Source organism: Leptolyngbya sp. FACHB-541, from assembly GCF_014695875.1.
Classification (GTDB): Bacteria; Cyanobacteriota; Cyanobacteriia; order Elainellales; family Elainellaceae; genus JAAUTN01.
Genome location: NZ_JACJPC010000110.1, coordinates 375,500 through 395,132, shown reverse-complemented (window position 1 = coordinate 395,132; position 19,633 = coordinate 375,500). Strand labels below are relative to the sequence as shown.

General features: G+C 52.2%; 15 protein-coding genes. 2 read left to right on the top strand and 13 right to left on the bottom strand.

Annotation, left to right across the window (positions count from 1 at the left end; genetic code table 11):
• Positions 1-144: 144 nt before the first annotated feature.
• Entirely contained in the window at positions 145-684 is a 540-nt protein-coding gene (locus H6G00_RS24270; protein WP_190681895.1) for a pentapeptide repeat-containing protein, read from the bottom strand.
• Between the two features lie 139 nt (positions 685-823).
• Between H6G00_RS24270 and H6G00_RS24265 the strand changes: the two genes are divergently transcribed.
• The gene (locus H6G00_RS24265) at positions 824-1,411 is read left to right on the top strand and encodes a YraN family protein (protein WP_347278218.1); all 588 of its coding nucleotides are present in this window, start codon (positions 824-826) and stop codon (positions 1,409-1,411) included.
• A 12-nt stretch (positions 1,412-1,423) separates the two neighbouring features.
• Here H6G00_RS24265 and H6G00_RS24260 read toward each other — a convergent pair whose 3' ends face one another.
• From H6G00_RS24260 to H6G00_RS24205, 12 genes are all read right to left on the bottom strand, one after another.
• Complete coding sequence (locus H6G00_RS24260; RefSeq protein WP_190798693.1) at positions 1,424-2,785, bottom strand: FAD-binding oxidoreductase; 1,362 nt, start codon at positions 2,783-2,785, stop codon at positions 1,424-1,426.
• Positions 2,786-2,831: 46 nt separating this feature from the next.
• Positions 2,832-4,220, bottom strand: a complete 1,389-nt coding sequence (locus H6G00_RS24255) for a cytosine deaminase (RefSeq protein ID WP_190798692.1) — start codon at positions 4,218-4,220, stop codon at positions 2,832-2,834.
• A gap of 13 nt (positions 4,221-4,233) precedes the next feature.
• Positions 4,234-5,043: an ABC transporter permease gene (locus tag H6G00_RS24250; RefSeq protein WP_190641548.1), complete on the bottom strand. Its 810-nt coding sequence runs from the start codon at positions 5,041-5,043 to the stop codon at positions 4,234-4,236.
• Positions 5,044-5,293: 250 nt separating this feature from the next.
• Positions 5,294-6,094: an ABC transporter ATP-binding protein gene (locus tag H6G00_RS24245; RefSeq protein ID WP_190641477.1), complete on the bottom strand. Its 801-nt coding sequence runs from the start codon at positions 6,092-6,094 to the stop codon at positions 5,294-5,296.
• Positions 6,095-6,144: 50 nt separating this feature from the next.
• Positions 6,145-7,260, bottom strand: a complete 1,116-nt coding sequence (locus tag H6G00_RS24240; protein ID WP_190641478.1) for an ABC transporter substrate-binding protein — start codon at positions 7,258-7,260, stop codon at positions 6,145-6,147.
• Positions 7,261-7,384: 124 nt separating this feature from the next.
• A complete protein-coding gene (gene gshB, locus H6G00_RS24235; RefSeq protein ID WP_190798691.1) occupies positions 7,385-8,359 on the bottom strand; it encodes a glutathione synthase in 975 nt (324 codons plus the stop codon).
• Between the two features lie 68 nt (positions 8,360-8,427).
• Complete coding sequence (gene grxC / locus H6G00_RS24230; protein ID WP_190681909.1) at positions 8,428-8,688, bottom strand: glutaredoxin 3; 261 nt, start codon at positions 8,686-8,688, stop codon at positions 8,428-8,430.
• 155 nt (positions 8,689-8,843) lie between these two features.
• Complete coding sequence (locus H6G00_RS24225; protein WP_190798690.1) at positions 8,844-9,887, bottom strand: WG repeat-containing protein; 1,044 nt, start codon at positions 9,885-9,887, stop codon at positions 8,844-8,846.
• 188 nt (positions 9,888-10,075) lie between these two features.
• Positions 10,076-10,453 (bottom strand): hypothetical protein, encoded by a 378-nt coding sequence (locus H6G00_RS24220; protein ID WP_190798689.1) that lies wholly within the window; start codon positions 10,451-10,453, stop codon positions 10,076-10,078.
• Between the two features lie 425 nt (positions 10,454-10,878).
• Complete coding sequence (locus H6G00_RS24215) at positions 10,879-12,144, bottom strand: tetratricopeptide repeat protein (protein ID WP_190798688.1); 1,266 nt, start codon at positions 12,142-12,144, stop codon at positions 10,879-10,881.
• Between the two features lie 63 nt (positions 12,145-12,207).
• Entirely contained in the window at positions 12,208-14,319 is a 2,112-nt protein-coding gene (locus tag H6G00_RS24210; protein ID WP_190798687.1) for a serine/threonine-protein kinase, read from the bottom strand.
• A 216-nt stretch (positions 14,320-14,535) separates the two neighbouring features.
• Entirely contained in the window at positions 14,536-17,883 is a 3,348-nt protein-coding gene (locus H6G00_RS24205) for an alpha-mannosidase (protein ID WP_242042456.1), read from the bottom strand.
• 26 nt (positions 17,884-17,909) lie between these two features.
• Here H6G00_RS24205 and H6G00_RS24200 point away from each other — a divergent pair, with 26 nt between their 5' ends.
• Positions 17,910-19,586, top strand: a complete 1,677-nt coding sequence (locus H6G00_RS24200; protein WP_190798686.1) for a hypothetical protein — start codon at positions 17,910-17,912, stop codon at positions 19,584-19,586.
• Positions 19,587-19,633: the final 47 nt, after the last annotated feature.

The following is a 19,633-nucleotide window of genomic DNA, read 5'->3' as shown; positions in this document are numbered from 1 at the left end:
CAAACCCCCACTGGGGGGCGAAGCACGTCCCCCAGACCCCCTCTGCAAGGAATTGGGAATGAGTGGTATAACGCGCTTCGCATCGGTGGTTAGCAAGGGGTTGTTGCACTCCTTGCCTGTGCCTCAGCCCCTAGCCCCTGTCCCCTAGAAACAATCCAGTGTCTCGCGGGTATTTCGCCCGGTTACAGGGTTAGTGCCTGTGGCCATTTCACAGAGTTTATCTTGGGTGTCTTGACGCAAAAGTACGTCGGTAAAGTCGGCTCCATCCAGGGTTGCGCCCTCAAATTTGGCGTTGAAGGCAAATGCGCCTTCTAAGATGGCGTTTGTTAAATTTGCGCCGACTAGGCGGGCGGAGTCGAGGGTGGCAAAGCTCAGGTTGGCTCCTTCCAGATTCACGTCTTCTAGATTTGCACCAAAGAAGCTCACGCCGCGCAGGTCGGCGTGGCTCAGGTTGCTGCTGCGGAGGTTGGCTTTGGTAAAACTGGAATCGGTCAGGACTCGTCCAGAAAAGTCAACGTCGATGAGGCTTTCTTTGTTGTAGTTGTCTGCTAGGGCTTGAGGAATAAATATAAGGTTTAGGGTGGCGATCGCCCCCACCAGTACCCACCACCCTACTAAACTGGGAAACCATCGCGCTGCAAATCGGCAGCATCGCGTCCAGGAGAAATCACAAAGCCTGATCATGCGAATTGAAGGTAACGGGAATAACAATTCAAGTCGATTTGTTTCAACCCAATCCTACCCGAATGTGTCGTGCCATTTGCAGATCAGGGTTGTAGAAGTGGGCAAACTTCAGTCACCGTTACATTCTTTGAATTGCCTTGTGAATTCTTCACTCAATCCTGCTTCCCAACCTGCCAAACCCGGCAAAGTTACACAAACCATTGGTTTTTTGGCAGAAGACTTGGTGGCGCAATGGCTGATTGGACAAGGCTGGGAAATTTTGCAGCGTCGCTGGCACTGCCGCTGGGGTGAGTTAGATCTAGTGGCGAGAGGGGCGATCGCCCCAATTCCTAAAACCACATCTAAGAACGCTCCTCTCCAATCTCAGCCGGTGCTTGCCTTCGTTGAAGTTAAGGCTCGCAGTCGGGGAAATTGGGATGCGAATGGGTTGTTAGCAATCACGCCCAAAAAGCAGGCAAAACTATGGCAAACTGCCCAGCTATTTCTGGCAGAACAACCTGAGTTGGCAGAGTTGCCCTGTCGATTTGATGTGGCACTGGTGAGCTATGGGCGATCGCCCATTCCCATTTTCAAGCAAGCTAACTCGACTGCTGCTGAAGATTCAACCATTACAATTCCGCAGCAGACCAGTCCAATCATCTCCAGACCTGTCAAATTGGGACAACCCCTAGTCGTAGCAGGCTACCGGCTTGTTCTTCAGCAATATATTCAATCTGCCTTTGGTTAAAACCAACAACCCCTACCGCTCCAACCACGCCCGCATTTTGCCCGGATTCAGCAAACCGTAGGGATCGACCATTTCCTTAAACTTAAGCTGCACTGAATCAATGGTTTTCCGTCCACCATCCTCCAAAACGTAGGTATGCGGATTGGCAATAAACGCACCCTGATCCTCGTGATGTTGAATAATCTCTTGAAGCCGTTCAGCGGTGGAATAGCGAATAATTTGCAGTGCTGCCGGAAGCACGGAGCCATTCACCCGGATAAATTCTAGATGCATCATTGCTTCGTCGCCAAAGTGGTGATACATCTGCTCTACCAGTTTGAGCTGCTTATCTGGCGGAAACAGCGTTTGCAAATAGGTGAGAGACGGGTCAACGCTACGAGCGTGGAGGGTGGTGTGATTCCAGGAGTATTCCACCAGCGTCACCCCTTTGCTGGCATCCTTGGCGGCTTTCTCATAACAGAATGCACCGCCATACTCCCGCACTAGTCCAGTCAGGGGTTCCCGGCAGGATTCTGAGACGACTAGCAGGGCACAGTGGCTATTTTCGGGAATATGGCTACGCAGTGCCGCAAAGTAGTTAGGAATTGGGGCAGCACAAATGCAGATTAATTTTTTAATGACGCCGTCTGAGTCGCCTAGCGCCTGACCAAACCGTGCCGCGCTCATAAAATCGGAGAAACTGACGATGTATTCTGCCCAGGGGTAAGCCGGTCCAAGGGGAATTTCTAGCTCGGTAATAATGCCGTTGGTGCCATAGGCATGGTTCACTTTCTGTACATCGTCGCCGCGTAGCTCGATCACACGAGGCTGGTCTTCCATTGTTACGACCCGAACGGCGTGCAGGTTGCCGCGATCGCGCAGTTGCCCATAAGTAATCGAGCCGATGCCACCACTACCACCACCAATGAAGCCCCCGATCGTCGCAGTCCGATAAGTGGAAGGGGTCATACGAATTTCCCAGCCGGTTTCCCGTGCCTGTTTGTCAAGTGCGGCTAGTTTTACGCCAGGTTCAACGCAGGCGAGTCCAGGTTTTAGCCAGCGAACCGCCTGCATTCGGCTTAGATCAAGAATTACGCCGCCTTCTAAGGGGACGCACTGCCCATAGTTTCCGGTGCCTGCTCCACGAACCGTCAACGGTAGTTTGAATTTCACGCAAACCTCCGCCACGCGCAGCACTTCGGCTTCGTTAACAGGGCGAACCACTAGGTCGGCAACTTTACCCGTCAACTGTGCCTGCAACACCGGGCTAAAGCTGTAGTAGTCTTGCGAGAGTTTGGCTACTTGAGTCGGTTCTCGAATTATTTCAATGCCGCTGAGGGCACTGGTTAATGCATCCCAATCAAGCGATCGCCCTGTTGCAGCCGTTGCAGTCATCTCGCTAGCCTCCTGTATACAAAGTCAAGTTAAATTAAGTGTCCCGTCATTTCACCAGCAAGTCATCCAGTTCGGCGTAGTCAGGAAGAGCGGTATCGATCGCCTTTCCCTGTCGTAACACGACTCGATCATGCTGCGATCGCGACAGCAATTCACTAAAGTAACGCCCTCTAAAGAAAATCAAATCGGCGGGCAACCCAGTTCCGATCCGCCCAATGGTTGGAAAACCCATTAGGTCTGCGGGTGTGGTCGTTACCGCTGTACACCAGTCTCCATAGGCTGCATTAAAATGAGCAATCTTGGCAGACTGGGTAAACACCTCCAGCACATCGTGATCCCCAAAAGCGTGAAATGGGTCGCGGCAGTTATCACTGGCAACCGCTGTGGGTACGCCAGAGTGCTTTAGCTCATGCAGTAGCGTTACCCCTCGCCAGCGTGGAGTACGACTGGGAAACTTGGAGTTAAATGCAAGCTGCTGCTCTAGCGGGGCATACAGGAAATGCTGAGAAGTTTGCTGGTTGCGGTCTTGCAGGTAAAGGTTACACATCGGCAAGCTAACGATTCCGATTCGCGCCTGCTTGACTAGATCAATCGTTTTCTGAACTTCCTCGGCAGGTTGCACCGAGAGGCTACAACAGTGACCACAAACTACCTGCCCGGTGAATTCGTGGCGCAGGGTTGCCGCTGCAATGTGGCGCAGGGTAATGTCGGCGGGGTTGCCGCTTTCATCGGTGTGAAAGTCGAGGTTGAGCTGGCGATCGCCTGCCAACTCAAAAACCCGATCGATCTGCCGCTCTAAATCTTCGTTCATCAGCGGCAAACCGCCCAAACAGCCTCCCGCTTCAGCGATCTGGTCAGCCAATACTTCTCCCTCTGCGCCCATGAAATAGTCCAACGGCACCAGGGAAACAGCCTGAAGTTCTAGCCGACCTTGCCATTCCGCTTTTAGTGCTTTGAAGACCTCCAGACTGATTTTCGCCTGTCCATTAGCAGAGTCGATGTGAGTCCGCAGGGCACGAGTGCCGTGAGCATAGCTGCACTTTAGCCCAAACTCCATACGGCGATAGACATCCTCGGCATCCCAGTGTTTCTCGCGATCGCTACTTACTAGAGCTAAGGCGCTATCAAACGTGCCTGCCAGGTTGGGCGATCGCCCCCAGGTATGGCCTTTATCCAAATGCGTGTGCAAATCCACAAAGCAGGGCCAGACCATTCCTCGCTGCAAATCGACTGAGGGAATTTCACCTGGAACGGTTGCAGATTGTTGTAACGAATGAATTATTCCGTCCCGAATCTCAATATCTAGCAGCAGCAGCGGCTCAATTGGATTCAGTAATTCCGATTCGCCAAGCGTTTCCCCATCGGCTAGCTGAATCAGGGTAGATGGGACATGGGCATTCTTCAGCCAGTAATGGGACGCTCCAGGGATCTTCATCGCAGGTAGATGCTCAATTTTCTCGTCGAACAGCGCTTTCGTGCCACTTGCCAAGCAAAAAGTCAGAAAGCAGCGTCAGCAGCACAAAGATGAGCACGCCCAACCCAGTAGTCATCAGTAGGGCAGCAAACATCCGGGGAATCTGTAGATTGTAGCTGGAAATCAGGATTTGGTAGGCGATCCCCGATTTGGTACCGCCCGTTCCGGCAACGAATTCTGCCACCACTGCGCCGATCAGAGCCAGCCCGCCGCTGATTCGCAATCCACCCAAAAAGTAGGGCATAGCGCTGGGCAAGCGCAGATGCAGCAACGTCTGCCAGCGGGAAGCTTTGTAAAGCTGGAACAGGTTGATCAAGTTGTGGTCAGCGCTATTCAACCCCAGGGTCGTATTGGCGATGATGGGGAACAGCGCCACAATCCAAGCGCAAATTACCAGTGCCACAAAGGTGCTGTTGTCTCCCGGTACAACCTGCCTGACCCAAATAATGATCAGTGGGGCGATCGCCACCACCGGGGTCGTTTGCAAGATCACCGCGTAGGGAAAAAAGCTGCGCTCAATCCACTTGCTCTGGGTAAACAGAACCGACACCAACAGTCCAGAAATCACCGCTACAACGAAAGCAGCCAGGGTAATTTGAAACGTGATCACCAACGACGGAAACAGCGTTCCCCATTCGCTAATTAGCGTTTGCAGCACCAACAGCGGACCTGGGAGCAGGTAAGGCTGAACGCCACTCATTCGCACCGCAATTTCCCAGAATGCCAGCACCAAAAAGCCCACCCCTACCGGAGCCAGCAAATCGGGCGAAAGCAATTGCCGCATCCCTGACAACCCCGCAGTTCCCAGTTTGCCAATCGGTTTAGCCGCAAGGGCAGGGATCGATCCATTGGGGCGATCGCTCCCTGCCGTGAAGTTGATGCGGCCCATCAACAAATTTTGCAGTTCCAGAATTAGGGCAGTCAGTTGGCGCAGCAGCATGGAGGAAGGAGAAAGGGGGACGGAAGAAGGATGAAGGATAGTTAGCAGGTAAGGGGTTAAGACAGTCTTCCTGCTTGCGGTCTACTACCTACCACTAGACATATTCTGCAGCTCGTCGGTCAGGGTTGGCGATCGCCACATCTTGCCCACTCGCAGCCTGGGAAAGGGCAGAAGAAATCTGGCGGCAGTATTCACCGTAGAGGGGGGAGAGGCGAAACTCTTCGGTGCGGGGATAGGGAGCGGCGATCGGCACATCTGCCACAACTCGCCCTGGACGTGCTGCCATCACGATTACCCGATTCGACAGGTAAACTGCCTCATAAATGTTGTGGGTGACAAATATCACCGTCCATTGCTTTTGGCTCCACAGAGCGAGCAAGTCACTGTTGAGCCTGCTGCGAGTCATCTCATCCAGCGCCCCAAACGGCTCATCCATCAGCAATACTTCTGGCTTTGTCACCAGGGCACGGGCGATCGATACCCGCATCTTCATCCCACCTGACAGTTCACGCGGGTAACACTTCTCAAAGCCAGTTAGGTCAACCAGTTCCAGCGCTTCAGCTACAGCCGTCCTAGATGCAGAATAGGAAACCCCCGCCAGTTTCAAGGGCAATCGCACATTGTCTTGCACCGTTGCCCAGGGCATTAGAGCAGCTTCCTGAAACACAAACGCAAGCTGGCGCTGGGAATGACCACTACTCCATTCGATCTGTCCCGAACTCATCTTGCCTAAACCTGCAATCATTCGCAGTACAGTACTTTTACCGCAGCCAGACGGTCCAACCAGGCTGATAAACTGTCCTTCCTCAATCGCCAAATTGAGGTGCTGTAGCGCCACCGTGCCATTGGAATAGACCTTGGTGATGTCGCTGAGCGTAATGGCAGGATGAGTCATTAGCGTTTATGCAAATAAAGTGCAGTGTGCGTGTACCAACCCAAATAGCCTTAAGCCTGATAAGCTTCTGCGCCTTTGTTGACAAAGTCCAGTGTGTAAGCCTGCTTGTAATCCGTATTAGGGTCAAACACGCCTGCCTCTGCCATCGTGTCAAAGAAAGACTTCCAGCGCCCATCGGTCATTGCGCCAATGCCTTGCGTTTCTGCCTCACCAGAAATGGCAATGCCGTATTCCTGCATTTTTTCGATGCCGTAGGCAATTTGTTCGTCGGTCATTTCAGGGTTAGCTTGCTTGATTAGCTCATTTCCCGGAGCCGGATCTTCAAAGTAGCTATACCAGCCCTTGATCGACGCATCAACAAATCGCTGCACTAGATCTGGGTCAGATTCAACCAATTCTCGCCGCGTTTCGATCGTGGTGGAATAAGGATCGTAGCCGTAATCTGCTAGTAGGAATACGACTGGCTCAAAGCCGCCCTCCTTTGAGATCGCCAGCGGTTCAGAACTGAGGTAACCCTGCTGAGCCGCTTGCTTGTCTGCTAAGAATGGACCGGGGTTGAAGTTATAGGGACGCTTTTGGTCTTCGGTGAAGCCGTAGCGTGCAACCAGGAACGGCCAGTAGGTGGTGTTTGCTGCTGCCGAAACAAAGACAGGTCTGCCCTTTAAATCTTCTAGCGATTCGGCTCCCGTGTCGGGGTGAGCAATCAGGATTTGCGGGTCTTTTTGGAACATCGCCGCTACCGTGACCTTGGGGATGTCTTCCTCGATCGCCTTGATCGCATCTGCCGTATAGCCCATGAAGAAATCGACTGCACCGCCCATCAATAGCTGCGTGCCGTTGACTTGGGGACCGCCCATTTGAATGGTCACATCCAGACCATGCTCCTCATAAATGCCCGCAGCAACCGCCTGATAGAAGCCGCCGTGCTCTGCCTGAGCATACCAGTTGGTGCCGTAGGTGACGGACGTCAATTCACCGCTAGGAGAAGGGCTGGCAGCGGCGGAAGATTCTGCTGCTTCCTCCTCTTCAGCGGCGGGCTGATTGCCAGTACAGGAAGCAACCACGCCTGCCCCCACTGCCATTGCTCCATATTGAATAAATTTACGCCGGTTGATCCCCTGGTTGATCCCATAAATTCCAGGCTTTGGATAGCGCAGTCGGCTCATGCAAGTCTCCTTTGAGTTGGAAATGAGATCCCTCGCTCTGAAGCTACTAAAACAAACAGACCAGAGGGAAACTGTATTTTTAGATACGGGTCTTTCAGATACGGGCGATCGCCCCAAACGCTTCTCAGACCGAACGGATTGCGGGTTGCTGTTCCACCCAACGAATCACCTGTTCACCCAGTCGCACATTATTGAGCCGATCCACTTCGCGGATTCCGGTTGGGCTGGTGACATTTACTTCAGTTAGGTAGCCCCCAATCACATCAATTCCTACAAAGATTAAGCCATCTCGCCGCAACGTAGGGGCTAAGAGGCTACAAATTTGGCGATCGCGCTCAGTAACCTCTGCCGCAGCCACCCGTCCGCCCACTGCCATGTTGCCGCGAAACTCACTGCCCGTCGGAATCCGATTCACGGCACCAATGGGCTCACCGTTTAGCAGAATTACCCGTTTGTCACCGTCTTTAGCTTCTGGCAAAAACGTTTGCACCATGATCGGGTACTGGTTTTGGGTGCTGATTTCGACCAGAGAATTGAAGTTGCGATCGCCTGGTTCGATTAGCAAAATTCCCTCGCCGCCTTTACCACCCAGCGGTTTAATTACCGCCGCACCCTGTTGCTCAATAAACTGCCGGATCACCCGCTTATCTTGACTCACGATCGTCTTGGGGATCACATCAGCAAACTGAAGCGCATACATTTTTTCATTCGCCAGGCGCAGTCCAGCAGGCGAATTAACCACCAGCGTTTTTGCCGGATTCACATAGTCCAGAATGTAGGTGGCGTAGAGGTAGGGCACATTCACGGGCGGGTCAGTTCGCATGAACACGGCGTCCATTTCCTCCAGGCAGAGGAGGGTGCGATCGCCAAGCTGATACCAGTTTGACTCCACTACCCAGTGTCCATCGACCAACTGCGCCGGAGTGATCTGCACTTGCTGTAGCTCAGCCCAGGCCTTGCCACCCGTCACGCTGAGCAATCTTGCCTCCGTCACCCAAACCTCATGACCCAGCATTTGTGCTGCCTCCATGAGCGCCACGCTGGTGTCGTGACCAGGATCAAGCTTTTGAATCGGGTCAATAATAAACGTAAATTTCACGCAGCCACTCTCCAGCGATGCACTTGGGCAACTCTACATTAAACCGCAAAGCAGCTATGTCCAAGTTCTTATGCGGCTAGCAGATCATCTAGCTTGCCACGAGAGTTGAGTGCATACAGGTCATCGCAGCCGCCAATGTGCTGATCGTTGATAAAGATTTGGGGCAAGGAACGTCTACCGTGAGCCCGTTCAGCCATTACTGCTCGCGCCTGTTCATCACCATCAATGGGGTATTCGGTAAACTCAATTCCCTTCTTATTCAGCAGTGCTTTAGCTCGAATGCAGAAAGGACAAGAAGCCCAAGTGTAAATTTCAACGTTGGCAGTCATAATTCACATTTAAATCACACATACTCCAATCTTAATGGTGTATTAGGAATTGAGGATTAGAGATTAAGGTTTGGAGAGTGGAAATTGAGGGTTGGGAGTGAGAAATGGAGGTTAATTTTCAAAGATTCCTGGAATTCCATCTATCCTTCACCTGCTTACCCTGCCCGAATTGCCCAAAAATCTTGAACAAAATGGATTGCGGTCACGAGCCAGCTTTTGGTCGATTGCCAAACGATGCGCCCATGAGGATCGATATAGTAATCGACGCTGTCATGGTTTACTAGGGCTAGCCCGCCATCAAAGTTTTCTGCAAAGCCGTCAAACTGGGGGGCGATCGCAAAGTCTCCTGAACGGTTGATATATCCCCACTCAGACTGTTTAGGATCCAAGCTCACCGCTGCTAACCCTTCAGAAAAATCTTTGACACCGGAAAACTGAGGCTGAATCACAAATTCTCCCTGCTGATTCATGTATCCCCATTTGTCGCCGACCTGCACGGCCACCAGCCCCTCAGAAAAAGGTCTAAAGTTGCTGAACTGTGGCTCGATGATAAATTTTCCGCTCTGGTCGATATAGCCCCACTTACCATTCACCTGCACTGCCATAAACCCTTCAGAGGCGTAGCTGTACCCCTCATATTGGTCAATCTCAACCTGCGGTGCGGGGACAAAATCTCTTTCGCGCGCTTCTGCTTCTCGCTGCGGATTGCGAACTTCTCTACCAGAACGGCGATCGACAAAGGTGCTGGGTACTTTCCAGGTGGCGTTGCGGCTGCCATCCTCGTAAGAAACCTGTCCGGCAACCTCAGCCACTAGCTGTCCTGATGCATCAATGTAGGTAAACTGACCATCTTTTTCAACAAACGCGATGCCGCCAACAAAATGCTCTGCGTAATCGTATTGAGGCTGGATAACGAATTCCCCGGTGCGGTCAATGTAGCCCCATTTGCCATTTACAGCAGCCAGAGATAATCCTTCAGAAAACCCACAGGCTTCGTCAAACTGAGGCTCAATGACGGTGTACCCGCTGCGATTAATAAAACCGACCTGGTTGTTTTGGCGAACGGGATAGAGCCCACTCTCATCCGCTAGGTTGGTGGTTTCGTAGCAGGTTGGACTGGCGATCGGCGGTAGTGTCCCTCTACATCCAGTAACGATCAGGCTAACAAAAATCAGGCAAAGCAGAGCCGTTTGCTGCATCGCTCATCTCCCGTGTTGCTCTGTTCTGGCAGGTGAATCCTCTAACCCAAGAGTCTAACTCTTTAGAGCGATTTCCTCATCGCCCTATTTGGTCAGATAGGAGGAGGTGCGACTAGGGGTTGGGCATCAAAGGCTAGTAAGGGAGAGCTATTGAGAAAAATTATTCTAAAGAAAAATTTATTTTAGAGTTATCTGGGACCGAAGTTGAAGCGATCGGGAGACGCACAACCGCTGCTTACTCCGGAGGGGCTGCCTGTTGGGACTCGCCAGACCGTTCCAGACTCGTTGCACTGAACCAGAACAACAGCATTGCCCTCGGGCAAAATCAGGTCGCCTGCAAAGAGGTCTGTGTTGACATCAACGAGTTGGTAATCCTGAGCATTAACTCTTTTGCGGGCCACTCGACCGTTGTTAATATCAACGATGCGGGCGATCGCCTCTGAACGCTCGGACGATCGGAAGATTGAGGTGGATTGCTGTGCAGTAGCCAGATCATAAGCAATTACGTAGCCTAACCCCGCCAGTGCTAAGCCCAAAACAACAAAAGTGAAACTTTCACGCCGCATGACCTGTTTTACCTAGTTTCCAATTTAGCTTGGTGACTGCTACTTGCTTCAAAATGCAAAAATGACCCTCGTGTAGTACGGGATCGATATCCTTCCAATTTAGACTGTGCAACCCCTGATTCGATGCGATCGCTGACAGTTCTTATTGCGGCAACGCTTCCCGTTGCGGCGTTAAAGGCGATCGCTCAAGCACCCAATTAAACTAACTAATTTAAGAATTAGACCCTGAGTATATAAAAGCGCAATTCTCATACTGAATGCATCCTTCATGTTGTGTAGATGCTGCAGCAAACTATCAAGTTCCATTCCTTTGAATCTCTTAAGAACCTCTTTAACCTTGAATTTAAACTGTAAATTAAATAATCCGTAGAGCGAATAGCTTGTCCACTTAAGGGGCGAGATGCCCCTTTCGCAAGAAATATAGTCTATTCAGTTGGGGCATCTTCACTTTGAAAGACCGTCTGAGGCACCATTTCTCCTAATCTTTCTCTCGCCATTCCATACCACTTATCCTCATCTGGGTCGGTCACCTTCGCAGACGAGAGGCAGCGTTCCCATACGGCGATCGCGTCTTGTGGCTGATCCAATTCCTCCAACACCTGTGCCAGCAAGCAGTGTGCGGGTGCCATAGCATTGTTGACTTTAATGGCTTCCTGTAGATATACCTCCGCTTCGTCATAGCGCTCCTGGCCCAACCTGGCCCAACCCAGGTTTTTAAGAATGGAATACCGCAGATATTCTGCTTCAGGTTTGACCTGATCCTTTGCTTGCAGGAGTAAAGGAATCGCCTCGTCATAGTCTTCAGCCAAAATGTATAAACGCGCCAGGTTGTTCAATCCTTCTAGATTCAGCGCATTTGGGTTAGTTTTGCGGCTGCTGCTGACGATGCGATATTCGCGGCTGGCATCTTCCAATTCGCCCAAATCTTCTAGCGCCAGTGCCAGCTTAAATCGAGCCTCCAGGTTGTCTGGGTTGAGGTTGATTGCCCGCTGATAGTTCAACTGAGCTTCGACCAGCCGCCCCGCTTCATAATCCTTTGCGCCATTGAAGGTGTAGGCATTAGCAATTAGCGGAAAAGATAGCCGAAAACCAATTAGAGATGCCAGCAGCAGCGTCACCAGAATCAGCCGCCCTTCTTGCTTAAAGTGAATGGGGACTTTGAGCGTGGTCAAAACGCGATCGATCGTCATATGACCATCTTTGGTTACGACTCCGCCAATTACTAAACCTGTGAGTGCTGTTTGTAAGGCAACCACAACTGAGCCCAGAGTGTCGCGATCGCCACTCAAAAACCGGGTAGAAATGCTGTACAGCGCAAACAGACTGAGCAGCGATAGGAAAATCGCCAGCGCATTCCACAGGCGATCGAACCGATCCCACCAGTAAACTGGGACGGGAGCTTCAAAGAACCACCACCAAGCTTCAGCTTTAGGGTGAAAGCTGGTTCGCAGATCTTCTAGGTCAGCTACCCGGGTGATTCTGTCAGACTGCTTTCGCAGACGGCGATCGAGGTACGTGAGGACGGCAGGGCGACGGATGACATCTCTGGTGCGATCGCACAACAATGCATGAACCACATCTCGCGCCGTCAACACATCTAAAACTTGCTCGACCGACGGCAGCGGATCAGCCGTTTCTAATTCAAACAACCTATCTTCATAATTTTCCAGCGAATGCTCTAGTAAAGACATGGGTTAGAGACATGGGTAGCTTGTGGGGTTGCTATGGGGAAGTAGCTGTGAGGGATGCAGACACTAGTTTTTGGCTTCTGGGGCTTCCGGTTCTTCCGGCTCCACAGGCGATGAGGTGACGTTATCAACGGTGAGGTCAAGCTGATAGTCGATTGGCTCCGAGGCAGTTGAGACCACTACCACTTCATAGAAGCCCGACTGGGGCAGCTTGCTCGACCAGCGGGTGTCTGTAGAGTCTTCCAGCAAAACGGGCAGGTTAGACGTGGGGCGAGGTAGATACACCGAAAGTTGAGTAGCGTCAGAGGGAGCATCTAAATCCAGGCGCAGAATTTGCCCTTCTGAGAGGTTAGCCGTGTAGACTCGACCTTCTCCTGGCTCTAGACTTTCCTCTAACTGTTCGCTGTAGGAGTCAGCGTCAAACTTTATCTGTTCCAGCATTGAGCCATCTTGCAAGGTTCTCAAGCGGTCAAACACGATTCCTTGCCACACCTGTCCCAGTGGCTGGTCGAGAAAATCTTTGCCTCGCTGCTCAGGAAACAGATGAAAGAATTGAGCATCTGCCAGGTCATAGAGCGATCGACTGCCAACATAAAGCTGATTGGCTTGCTGTTTCCACTGTTCGCGATCGCCTTCGTCATAGCTGCCCAACTGTCCGCGCGCTTCTGGGCTGAGGCTAGTTTCTAGAGTATCCAGCCACTCAGCGGCGATCTCGTCCCAGTGCGATCGCCATTCTTCATCCTCCGGACCATCAGTGAGGGTGCGTCCTCGCTGGTCAGGATAGCGTTCGTAAAACGTCGCATTTGCCAGGTTGACGTAAAACTCGTAGGGAATGCCTAATTCCTCTCGCTGTGTTTGAAGTTCTGCTTTGCGGGCTTGCTCTGCCTCTGAGAAGCGGGGAGACTCATCGGAACCTGGCTCAACAGCTTCTTCTGTAGGTGGGTCGGGTGTCCGTTCTGGCAAGATCCAGTTTGTGGTTGCCCACCAGCCCGCCCCGGCGGAACCCGAAATTAGAGCTAGCACTACCAGAAGTTTACCAAAGCCAAAACCATGGCGAGAGGGGGTGTGGGGTGTAGGGGCGTAGGGTGTAGGGCTGTGAGGTGTGACAGGGGGGGCGATCGCCACAGTTCCCTGAATCTCAGAGTTAGGCGGCGCAGGGGGAATGTAGCTGGGGGGCGGCTGGGTTTGAACGTAGCCAAGATCGACGGGGGTAATTCCCAGTGCTTGCAAGACTTCCGCAGCGGATTGGTAGCGATCATTGGGGCGGGGCGATCGCATCTGTTCCAATATGGCACTCAGCCCTGGACTGAGGTTTAGTTCCTGACTCCAGTTGCGGCGCGGCAAGCTGCCCAAAAACTCCTGCGGCTCTTTGCCCGTCAACAGCACCAACACCGTCATCGCTAATGCATACAAATCGCTGTGAGGATAAGCCCTGCCAAGCTGCATTTGCTCTTCGGGAGCATAGCCAACCTTGCCGAGTCGAGTCTCTGGCGCAGACATCGGCTGTGCCTGCATCGTTCCCTGCACATATTGCGAAACTGCCGCTGCCACTTGCTTGACGCCACCAAAATCAATCAACACAGGTAGCTGATCGCTGTAGCGCAAAATCAAGTTGTCGGGCGAAATGTCTCGGTGGATTACTCCAACGCTATGGATGTACTGCAACACAGGCAAAAGCTGAATCAGAAGCTGCATCACTTCCGACTCAGTAAAGCTCATTCCCTGAAGCTTACGCGCATCTAAAAGCTGCCGATAGGTTTGTCCCTCAACATAATCCTGAACTAGAAATAGATGCGCCTGCTTCTCAAAATCTGCCCGAAACAATTCTCGAAAGCGGGGAATTTGGGGGTGTTGAAGCTTGTACAGTACGCCTGCTTCCCGCTCAAACAATTCCTCTGCTTTCTGTAGGGCGTAGGTTCCGTGGACCTGGGGGGCAAACTCTTTCAGCACGCACGGTTCGTTAAACCGATTTAAATCTTCTGCCAGGTAAGTGCGACCAAAGCCACCATGACCTAACTGCCGCTTGATTCGATAGCGCAGACCAATCGTCGTGTCTATCCCTTGAGCAATTGAGCCTGGGTATACCTGGCTATTGACCACAAGCTTCTCGCCACACAATCGGCAAAATCGACTGCCTGGTGGGTTCTCATGACTTTGACTACAGTAAATTGATGACATGGAACTCAGGTCACACCAAACTTAGCGATAGGACGAGGAAAGGTTTTCAGCACCAGGCTTACTTCAAGATTATGCGGGCGATCGCACAAGTGTTGGCTGTTGGTTGCCAATTTTGAAATTGGAAATCTTTAATGCTCTTGACATGGGCACCCACTCACCCTCAAAAGCTGCCCTTTGATCTACGATCTGAGACCGCCTGATTCCTGAAAATTGCCTTTATTTAAGGCGATCGGGCTGTTGATCGCGCTGTTGTTTAAATGTGAACGTTGCGATCTGCCAGGGAGAAATGTGAAAAGCTCCTGTCTCTTGCTCTAAAGAAGAACCATCTGACTCCTCCAGCAGAGTTGTGATTTGGGCAGTTTCACGATCGAAATATTTAGACAGAAGATCTCCTAGATCCGTCAGCCTTAGCTCTGCCGATCGCCCCTCACATTCATAAACTCTCAAAACCCACCGATCGCCCTGTTCTGATTGCTTAAAGGCAGTAAGAACCAGGTTTTGTGATTCTAGCTGAAGGAATTGTCCGGTTGGTGGCAACAATTTGCGGTTGCCTTCCTGCTTGGGGCTGACCACCAGCAACGGTTGATTTAGCTCATAGCCGCGATGCACCGTCTCGGCTGATTGCCAGTCGCCACTATGAGGATAAAGCGCATAGCAAAATCGGTGAATGCCGCGATCGGCTGCGGCATGGGGCCATTCTGAACTACGTAGCAGTGTCAACCGCAACTGAGACGGCTGGCTATCGTATCCATGCTTGCAGTCGTTCAGCAAACTCACGCCATAGTGAATGCCCTCGTCAGACTGGCTCAGGTCAGCCCACTGTAAGGCTGGAACCTCCCACTTAGCTCGAACCGCATCGGGGAGTGAGGCAGTATCGGCTTGGTCATTGGTTTGGTCATTGGGAGGAAGCGTGGGACGAGCGATCGCCCCACAGGGAATTTCATAAGTCGCGAAGTCGGCTTTCAAATTGAGCGGAAAAGCTGCTTTCACCAACACCTGGCTTTCTTGCCAGTTGACGACAGTGGCGATTTTGAGAACGGGCAATCCCCGCTGCAAAATGTAATCTTGCTGAAATTCCGATTGCCCAAACTGGCGTACTACTCTGAGCCTCTGCTGAATTTCACCCCGCTCTAGCCAGCAAATTTGCTTCAGCTTTGCTGCTGGCAAAGCATGTTTGGCGTAGTCAGGGTCAATATTCCAGGCATCCCAATACTGACCGCTATCCTTGAAAAACTGAAGCTGATTGCCCGCATCGCTCAACACCTGCCGCTGCTGCACTTTGTCAAACACGCTGCTCAGGTTTCCCGTTTCGGGATCGATGCTGACCCGCAGAGTTTCGTTTTCCAGTACCCAAGCCTCTGAAGGGGCAGATGATTCAGCCAAAATTTGAGAAGAGTGCGAAGCAGTTTCCCCTGTGAGGCGATCGCCCTTCAACCAGTACACTTGATAGCCCAATCCAGGAATACTTTTCGCGTGAAACAGCAAATGAGCATCATGATCCCGCTGCATCTGGCAGGAAAGTTCACATCCCTCCAGGTCGAAAACTCGCCATTCTAAATTTGCTTCAGAAACGGGAACTGCGACGACTTCCGATCGCGCCCAGTTCAGTGAATTGAAGACCACAATGGGCTGACAATCAGGCTGTGGTGGAGCAGGAAGATGAATTTGAGTGGCGATCGCCTCCAGTGCCTTCACCAAAAGCTGTTCTCCGGTTTGCTCTGCCTCTATCCAGGCTTGATTGGCATCGTCAAAGACTTCTGCGATTGAAGAACCCGGCAAAATGTCGTGAAACTGGTTGAAAAGCACCTGTTTCCAGGCACTTTCGATTTCCGCTTTAGGATAATTTCCACCTGTAACCAGAGTTGCCACAGAGCTGAACAATTCAGCCTGATACAGGAGCCTTTCACAGCGACGATTCCACCATTTCTGGTCGGCGTGAGATGTGTAGCAGCCACGATGGAATTCGAGGTAGAGTTCGGAGTTTAGAGTGGGGAGGGAAGGGGTTGGGGGCTGGTGGGGACTAGGGACTAGGGAAGGGGGGTAGGCATTGCCCATCTGAGGCAGCGATCGCAGGTAGTCCAGGACGGTGCTAAAGGTGAGTTGGGGGAAGAAAGGGGAGTGCTGCCAGCGGTGACCGACTTCTAGCATGTCGCGAGTGGGTCCGCCACCGTGATCACCTACGCCAGGAAGCCAAAGAGATTGCTGAATGGTGGTTTTGGCTTCCCAGGTAGAAGCATATTCAGAGATTTTTAGCGGATCGATACCTTCACCGATGCGGGGCGACATGAAGCTGAGGATTTGAGTGCCGTCGGGCGATCGCCACCAAAACAGTTCATGGGGAAATTCTGTCGTGTCGTTCCAGCGCAGTTTTTGGGTGACGAAGTACTCAATGCCCCCTTGCTTGAGAATTTGCGGAAGCTGCCAGCAAAACCCAAAACTGTCGGGCAACCAGGCGATCGCGCTCAGTTTGCCAAACTTTTCCTGCACATAGCGCTGACCATAAAGCACCTGCCGCACAATCGACTCACCGTTGACCAAATTTAGCTCTGGCTCCACCCAAAGCCCCGCTGCGATTTCCCAGGTACCCGCTGCAACCTGGGCTTGAATTGCTGCAAACAGCTCCGGTCGGTGCTGTTCGATCCAGGCAAACAGTGCAGGTGACGAGTGGCAGAAGGTCAATTCAGGAAAATCTTGCTGAAGCGAGAGAACCGACTTAAAGGTGCGCTCTGCTGCTTCCCAGGTGTCACTTACCGTCCACAGCCACGCCAGATCCAGGTGGGCATGTCCCACAAGCTGAACTTGCCGCTGTTTTAGCCAGTCACCCAACGGCTGAAGTTCTTGTCGCAGGGCTTGCAGCGATTGGTCAAAGCGAAGACGAGCCGCTATAGATTGATCCCGCAGTGCTGCCCAATCGAGTTGAGCAACGGCAGTCGCTAGCGTTTCCAGCTTTTCGGGTGCAAAGGCGGTGAGATATCGCTGCAAAACAGCCAACTCATCTGCCACAAATCCCGGTTCAGGAGTAGGCGAATTGGGAAACGAATTTTCGTAGAGGCAGAGCGACTTGACCAGCGCACCATCGTCATGACCGGGACTGACCAGCCGCAGCGCAACGTGAATTTGCTCTCCCGGTTTGGCAGATGGGCTAAGCAAAATTCGGGTGGAAGCGTCAAAAATATCGCCTTCCTGCACCAGCTCCCCATTCACAAAAATTTGCGCGTCCTCTGCCCACCAGACCATAGCCAGCCGCAAAGCCAGCCCTTCCAGGAAATATCCTTCCAAAGCTGGCGGAATGGTCAGAGTTTGTCCCAGCCACAGCACTTGCTGTCCTTTTGCCCAGGCGACGTGATGCCGTGAGTTGAGGGAAGCGGTCGCCCACTCTTTCCACCGTTCAGGTTGGGTTGCGTCCGCAATCGATAAATCCTCAAGGCAGTAATGCCAGTTTGCCTGAATATCGAGCTGGGTCAGTTGACGCAAATGGGCGATCGCCTGATCGATCTGCTCCATGACAGTTAAGACAGCATTTTGCGGCATTTGATTTTGGGCAACTGAGGTAACATCGGTCATCTTTCGACTAAGATCAGGGCATTCGTATGGCTTCCCCCGACTGTACAACAGAATCCCTCACTCCCCCTCAGCATTGCATTCCCCCTCGACCCATGCCTTCCCCCGGTCGCTATCAGAGCAGCGTATTTAACTTTCTCAATCGGCGATCGCTGCAATTGAGTGAACAGATCAGACGCACTGTTCGTTCAGTTAAAACGACCGCTACCTGGGGCGTGCAAATTTTGCTATATCCAGCCTATGTGGCGTTTCAGACGGGACGAGTGACGGCGCAGCAGCTTCGCCAGGCGGTGCAAACGACTTCACTTCGGCTCAAGGCAGTCGAGAAGGCAATTGAGAAAGTGAAGCACGTCAACGCGCCTCCCCGGCCCGAACCTACCCTCAGTTCTGATACGCCAATCTATAAAGTGTTGCAGACGGTAGAAGCGTTCGCGCTGCTGCCAACGGTGAAAACGGCGCTGGAGCTAGCCGCCTCATCCGATCTGTCTCAGCTTCAGGATCAGGCTGAACTGACTGTGCAAGCGATTCAGATTGATGGACTAACAGTCCGTCACGATGCAGCTAAATATAGTGCGACTGAACACGGTGCGATTGAACACAGGGCGTTTGGAAAGACAACCGAAGCAGGAATTGCTGTCAGTCAGAACGGCACTATCAGTGGAAGCAGTGCTGTTAATGGGAATGGGGCTGTTAATGGGAATGGGACTATCAGTGCAAATGGAACCGCGCGATCACTTTCCCCCTCCAGCAAAATCATTGGTATTGCATCTTCGTTGACCAGCCGTTCCTTGGTGCTAGTTACCAATCAGAGTCAGATTCTAGACATTTTGACGACTGAGCAGCAGGTTCAGTTACACCGACGCATTGTCTGGGAAGTGGCTCAGTACTGGCGAACCCGACGAGCCTTGTGGGCGGAGCAGCAGCCGGTCCCGTTTCCCCTGCCGCTACCCGAAGTTCACCAAAATGCACTGCCTCCCGTGCGACTGTTTCGGCGGCTAATGGCGTGGATGCAGACCGGCTCGGTGGCGATCGCCACCAACTTATTCCACGAATCTGTTTTGGTCGCAAGACTGCAAGCTGATCAAGCGATCGCCTACACCCACCTTGCTAACTTTACTGAGCTTGGGGCTGACGATCCCTGGACTGAGGATGACGACACTAGCGGCTTTATTGAGATGACGGAGTTTTCAGCGGCAATGGTCAATCCTTGGGAACGACGGCAGCGAGCAACTTTGAATCCCTCAGCCGCAACACCTATGCGCCTGCTAAAAAGTTCTCGCTTTAGCGGTGTGTTTCCGTTTGCGGGTAAGCGGCAAGATTCTCCTCAGGCAAATTCTCAAGCCAATCCTCAGGCAAATCGCTTCAGCAGAATCTTGCCAAGCTTGAGAACGGTCTGGTCAGAGAAGAGATTAGCCCAGGTTGAAGACTCAGGAAAGACAGTAGCGATCGCCCCAATGCCTCCCTCCCCTGAAACTGGCTCGGCTCTACAACCCTCCCAACCAGACGCAGCCGGACAGCTAGATCAACCCAATCCTCAAAGCTCATCTGACCTGCAAACCACCTGGATTGAAACGGAAGCTACTCTTGTCGGCTACGTCAAACATCCTTTAGAGCAATTCCTGGAATGGATCGATTCAGGCATGGTCTGGATAGAAGAAACCCTTGCTAAAGTTTGGAACTGGCTCCGGCACGGTCGGCGCAGCTAAGGATTATTGGTTTGCATGAGTCCTCCGACTATCACGTCTTGCTGGAC

Bases quoted from the DNA above. Each gene is read 5' to 3' on its own strand.
- H6G00_RS24240 (WP_190641478.1), bottom strand. From the start codon at position 7,260: ATGAGCCGACTGCGCTATCCAAAGCCTGGAATTTATGGGATCAACCAG.
- H6G00_RS24255 (WP_190798692.1), bottom strand. From the start codon at position 4,220: ATGAAGATCCCTGGAGCGTCCCATTACTGGCTGAAGAATGCCCATGTC.
- H6G00_RS24250 (WP_190641548.1), bottom strand. From the start codon at position 5,043: ATGCGGCAATTGCTTTCGCCCGATTTGCTGGCTCCGGTAGGGGTGGGC.
- H6G00_RS24260 (WP_190798693.1), bottom strand. From the start codon at position 2,785: ATGACTGCAACGGCTGCAACAGGGCGATCGCTTGATTGGGATGCATTA.
- H6G00_RS24220 (WP_190798689.1), bottom strand. From the start codon at position 10,453: ATGCGGCGTGAAAGTTTCACTTTTGTTGTTTTGGGCTTAGCACTGGCG.
- grxC (WP_190681909.1), bottom strand. From the start codon at position 8,688: ATGACTGCCAACGTTGAAATTTACACTTGGGCTTCTTGTCCTTTCTGC.
- H6G00_RS24210 (WP_190798687.1), bottom strand. From the start codon at position 14,319: ATGTCATCAATTTACTGTAGTCAAAGTCATGAGAACCCACCAGGCAGT.
- H6G00_RS24200 (WP_190798686.1), top strand. From the start codon at position 17,910: ATGGCTTCCCCCGACTGTACAACAGAATCCCTCACTCCCCCTCAGCAT.
- H6G00_RS24245 (WP_190641477.1), bottom strand. From the start codon at position 6,094: ATGACTCATCCTGCCATTACGCTCAGCGACATCACCAAGGTCTATTCC.
- H6G00_RS24205 (WP_242042456.1), bottom strand. From the start codon at position 17,883: ATGACCGATGTTACCTCAGTTGCCCAAAATCAAATGCCGCAAAATGCT.
- H6G00_RS24225 (WP_190798690.1), bottom strand. From the start codon at position 9,887: ATGCAGCAAACGGCTCTGCTTTGCCTGATTTTTGTTAGCCTGATCGTT.
- H6G00_RS24270 (WP_190681895.1), bottom strand. From the start codon at position 684: ATGATCAGGCTTTGTGATTTCTCCTGGACGCGATGCTGCCGATTTGCA.
- H6G00_RS24215 (WP_190798688.1), bottom strand. From the start codon at position 12,144: ATGTCTTTACTAGAGCATTCGCTGGAAAATTATGAAGATAGGTTGTTT.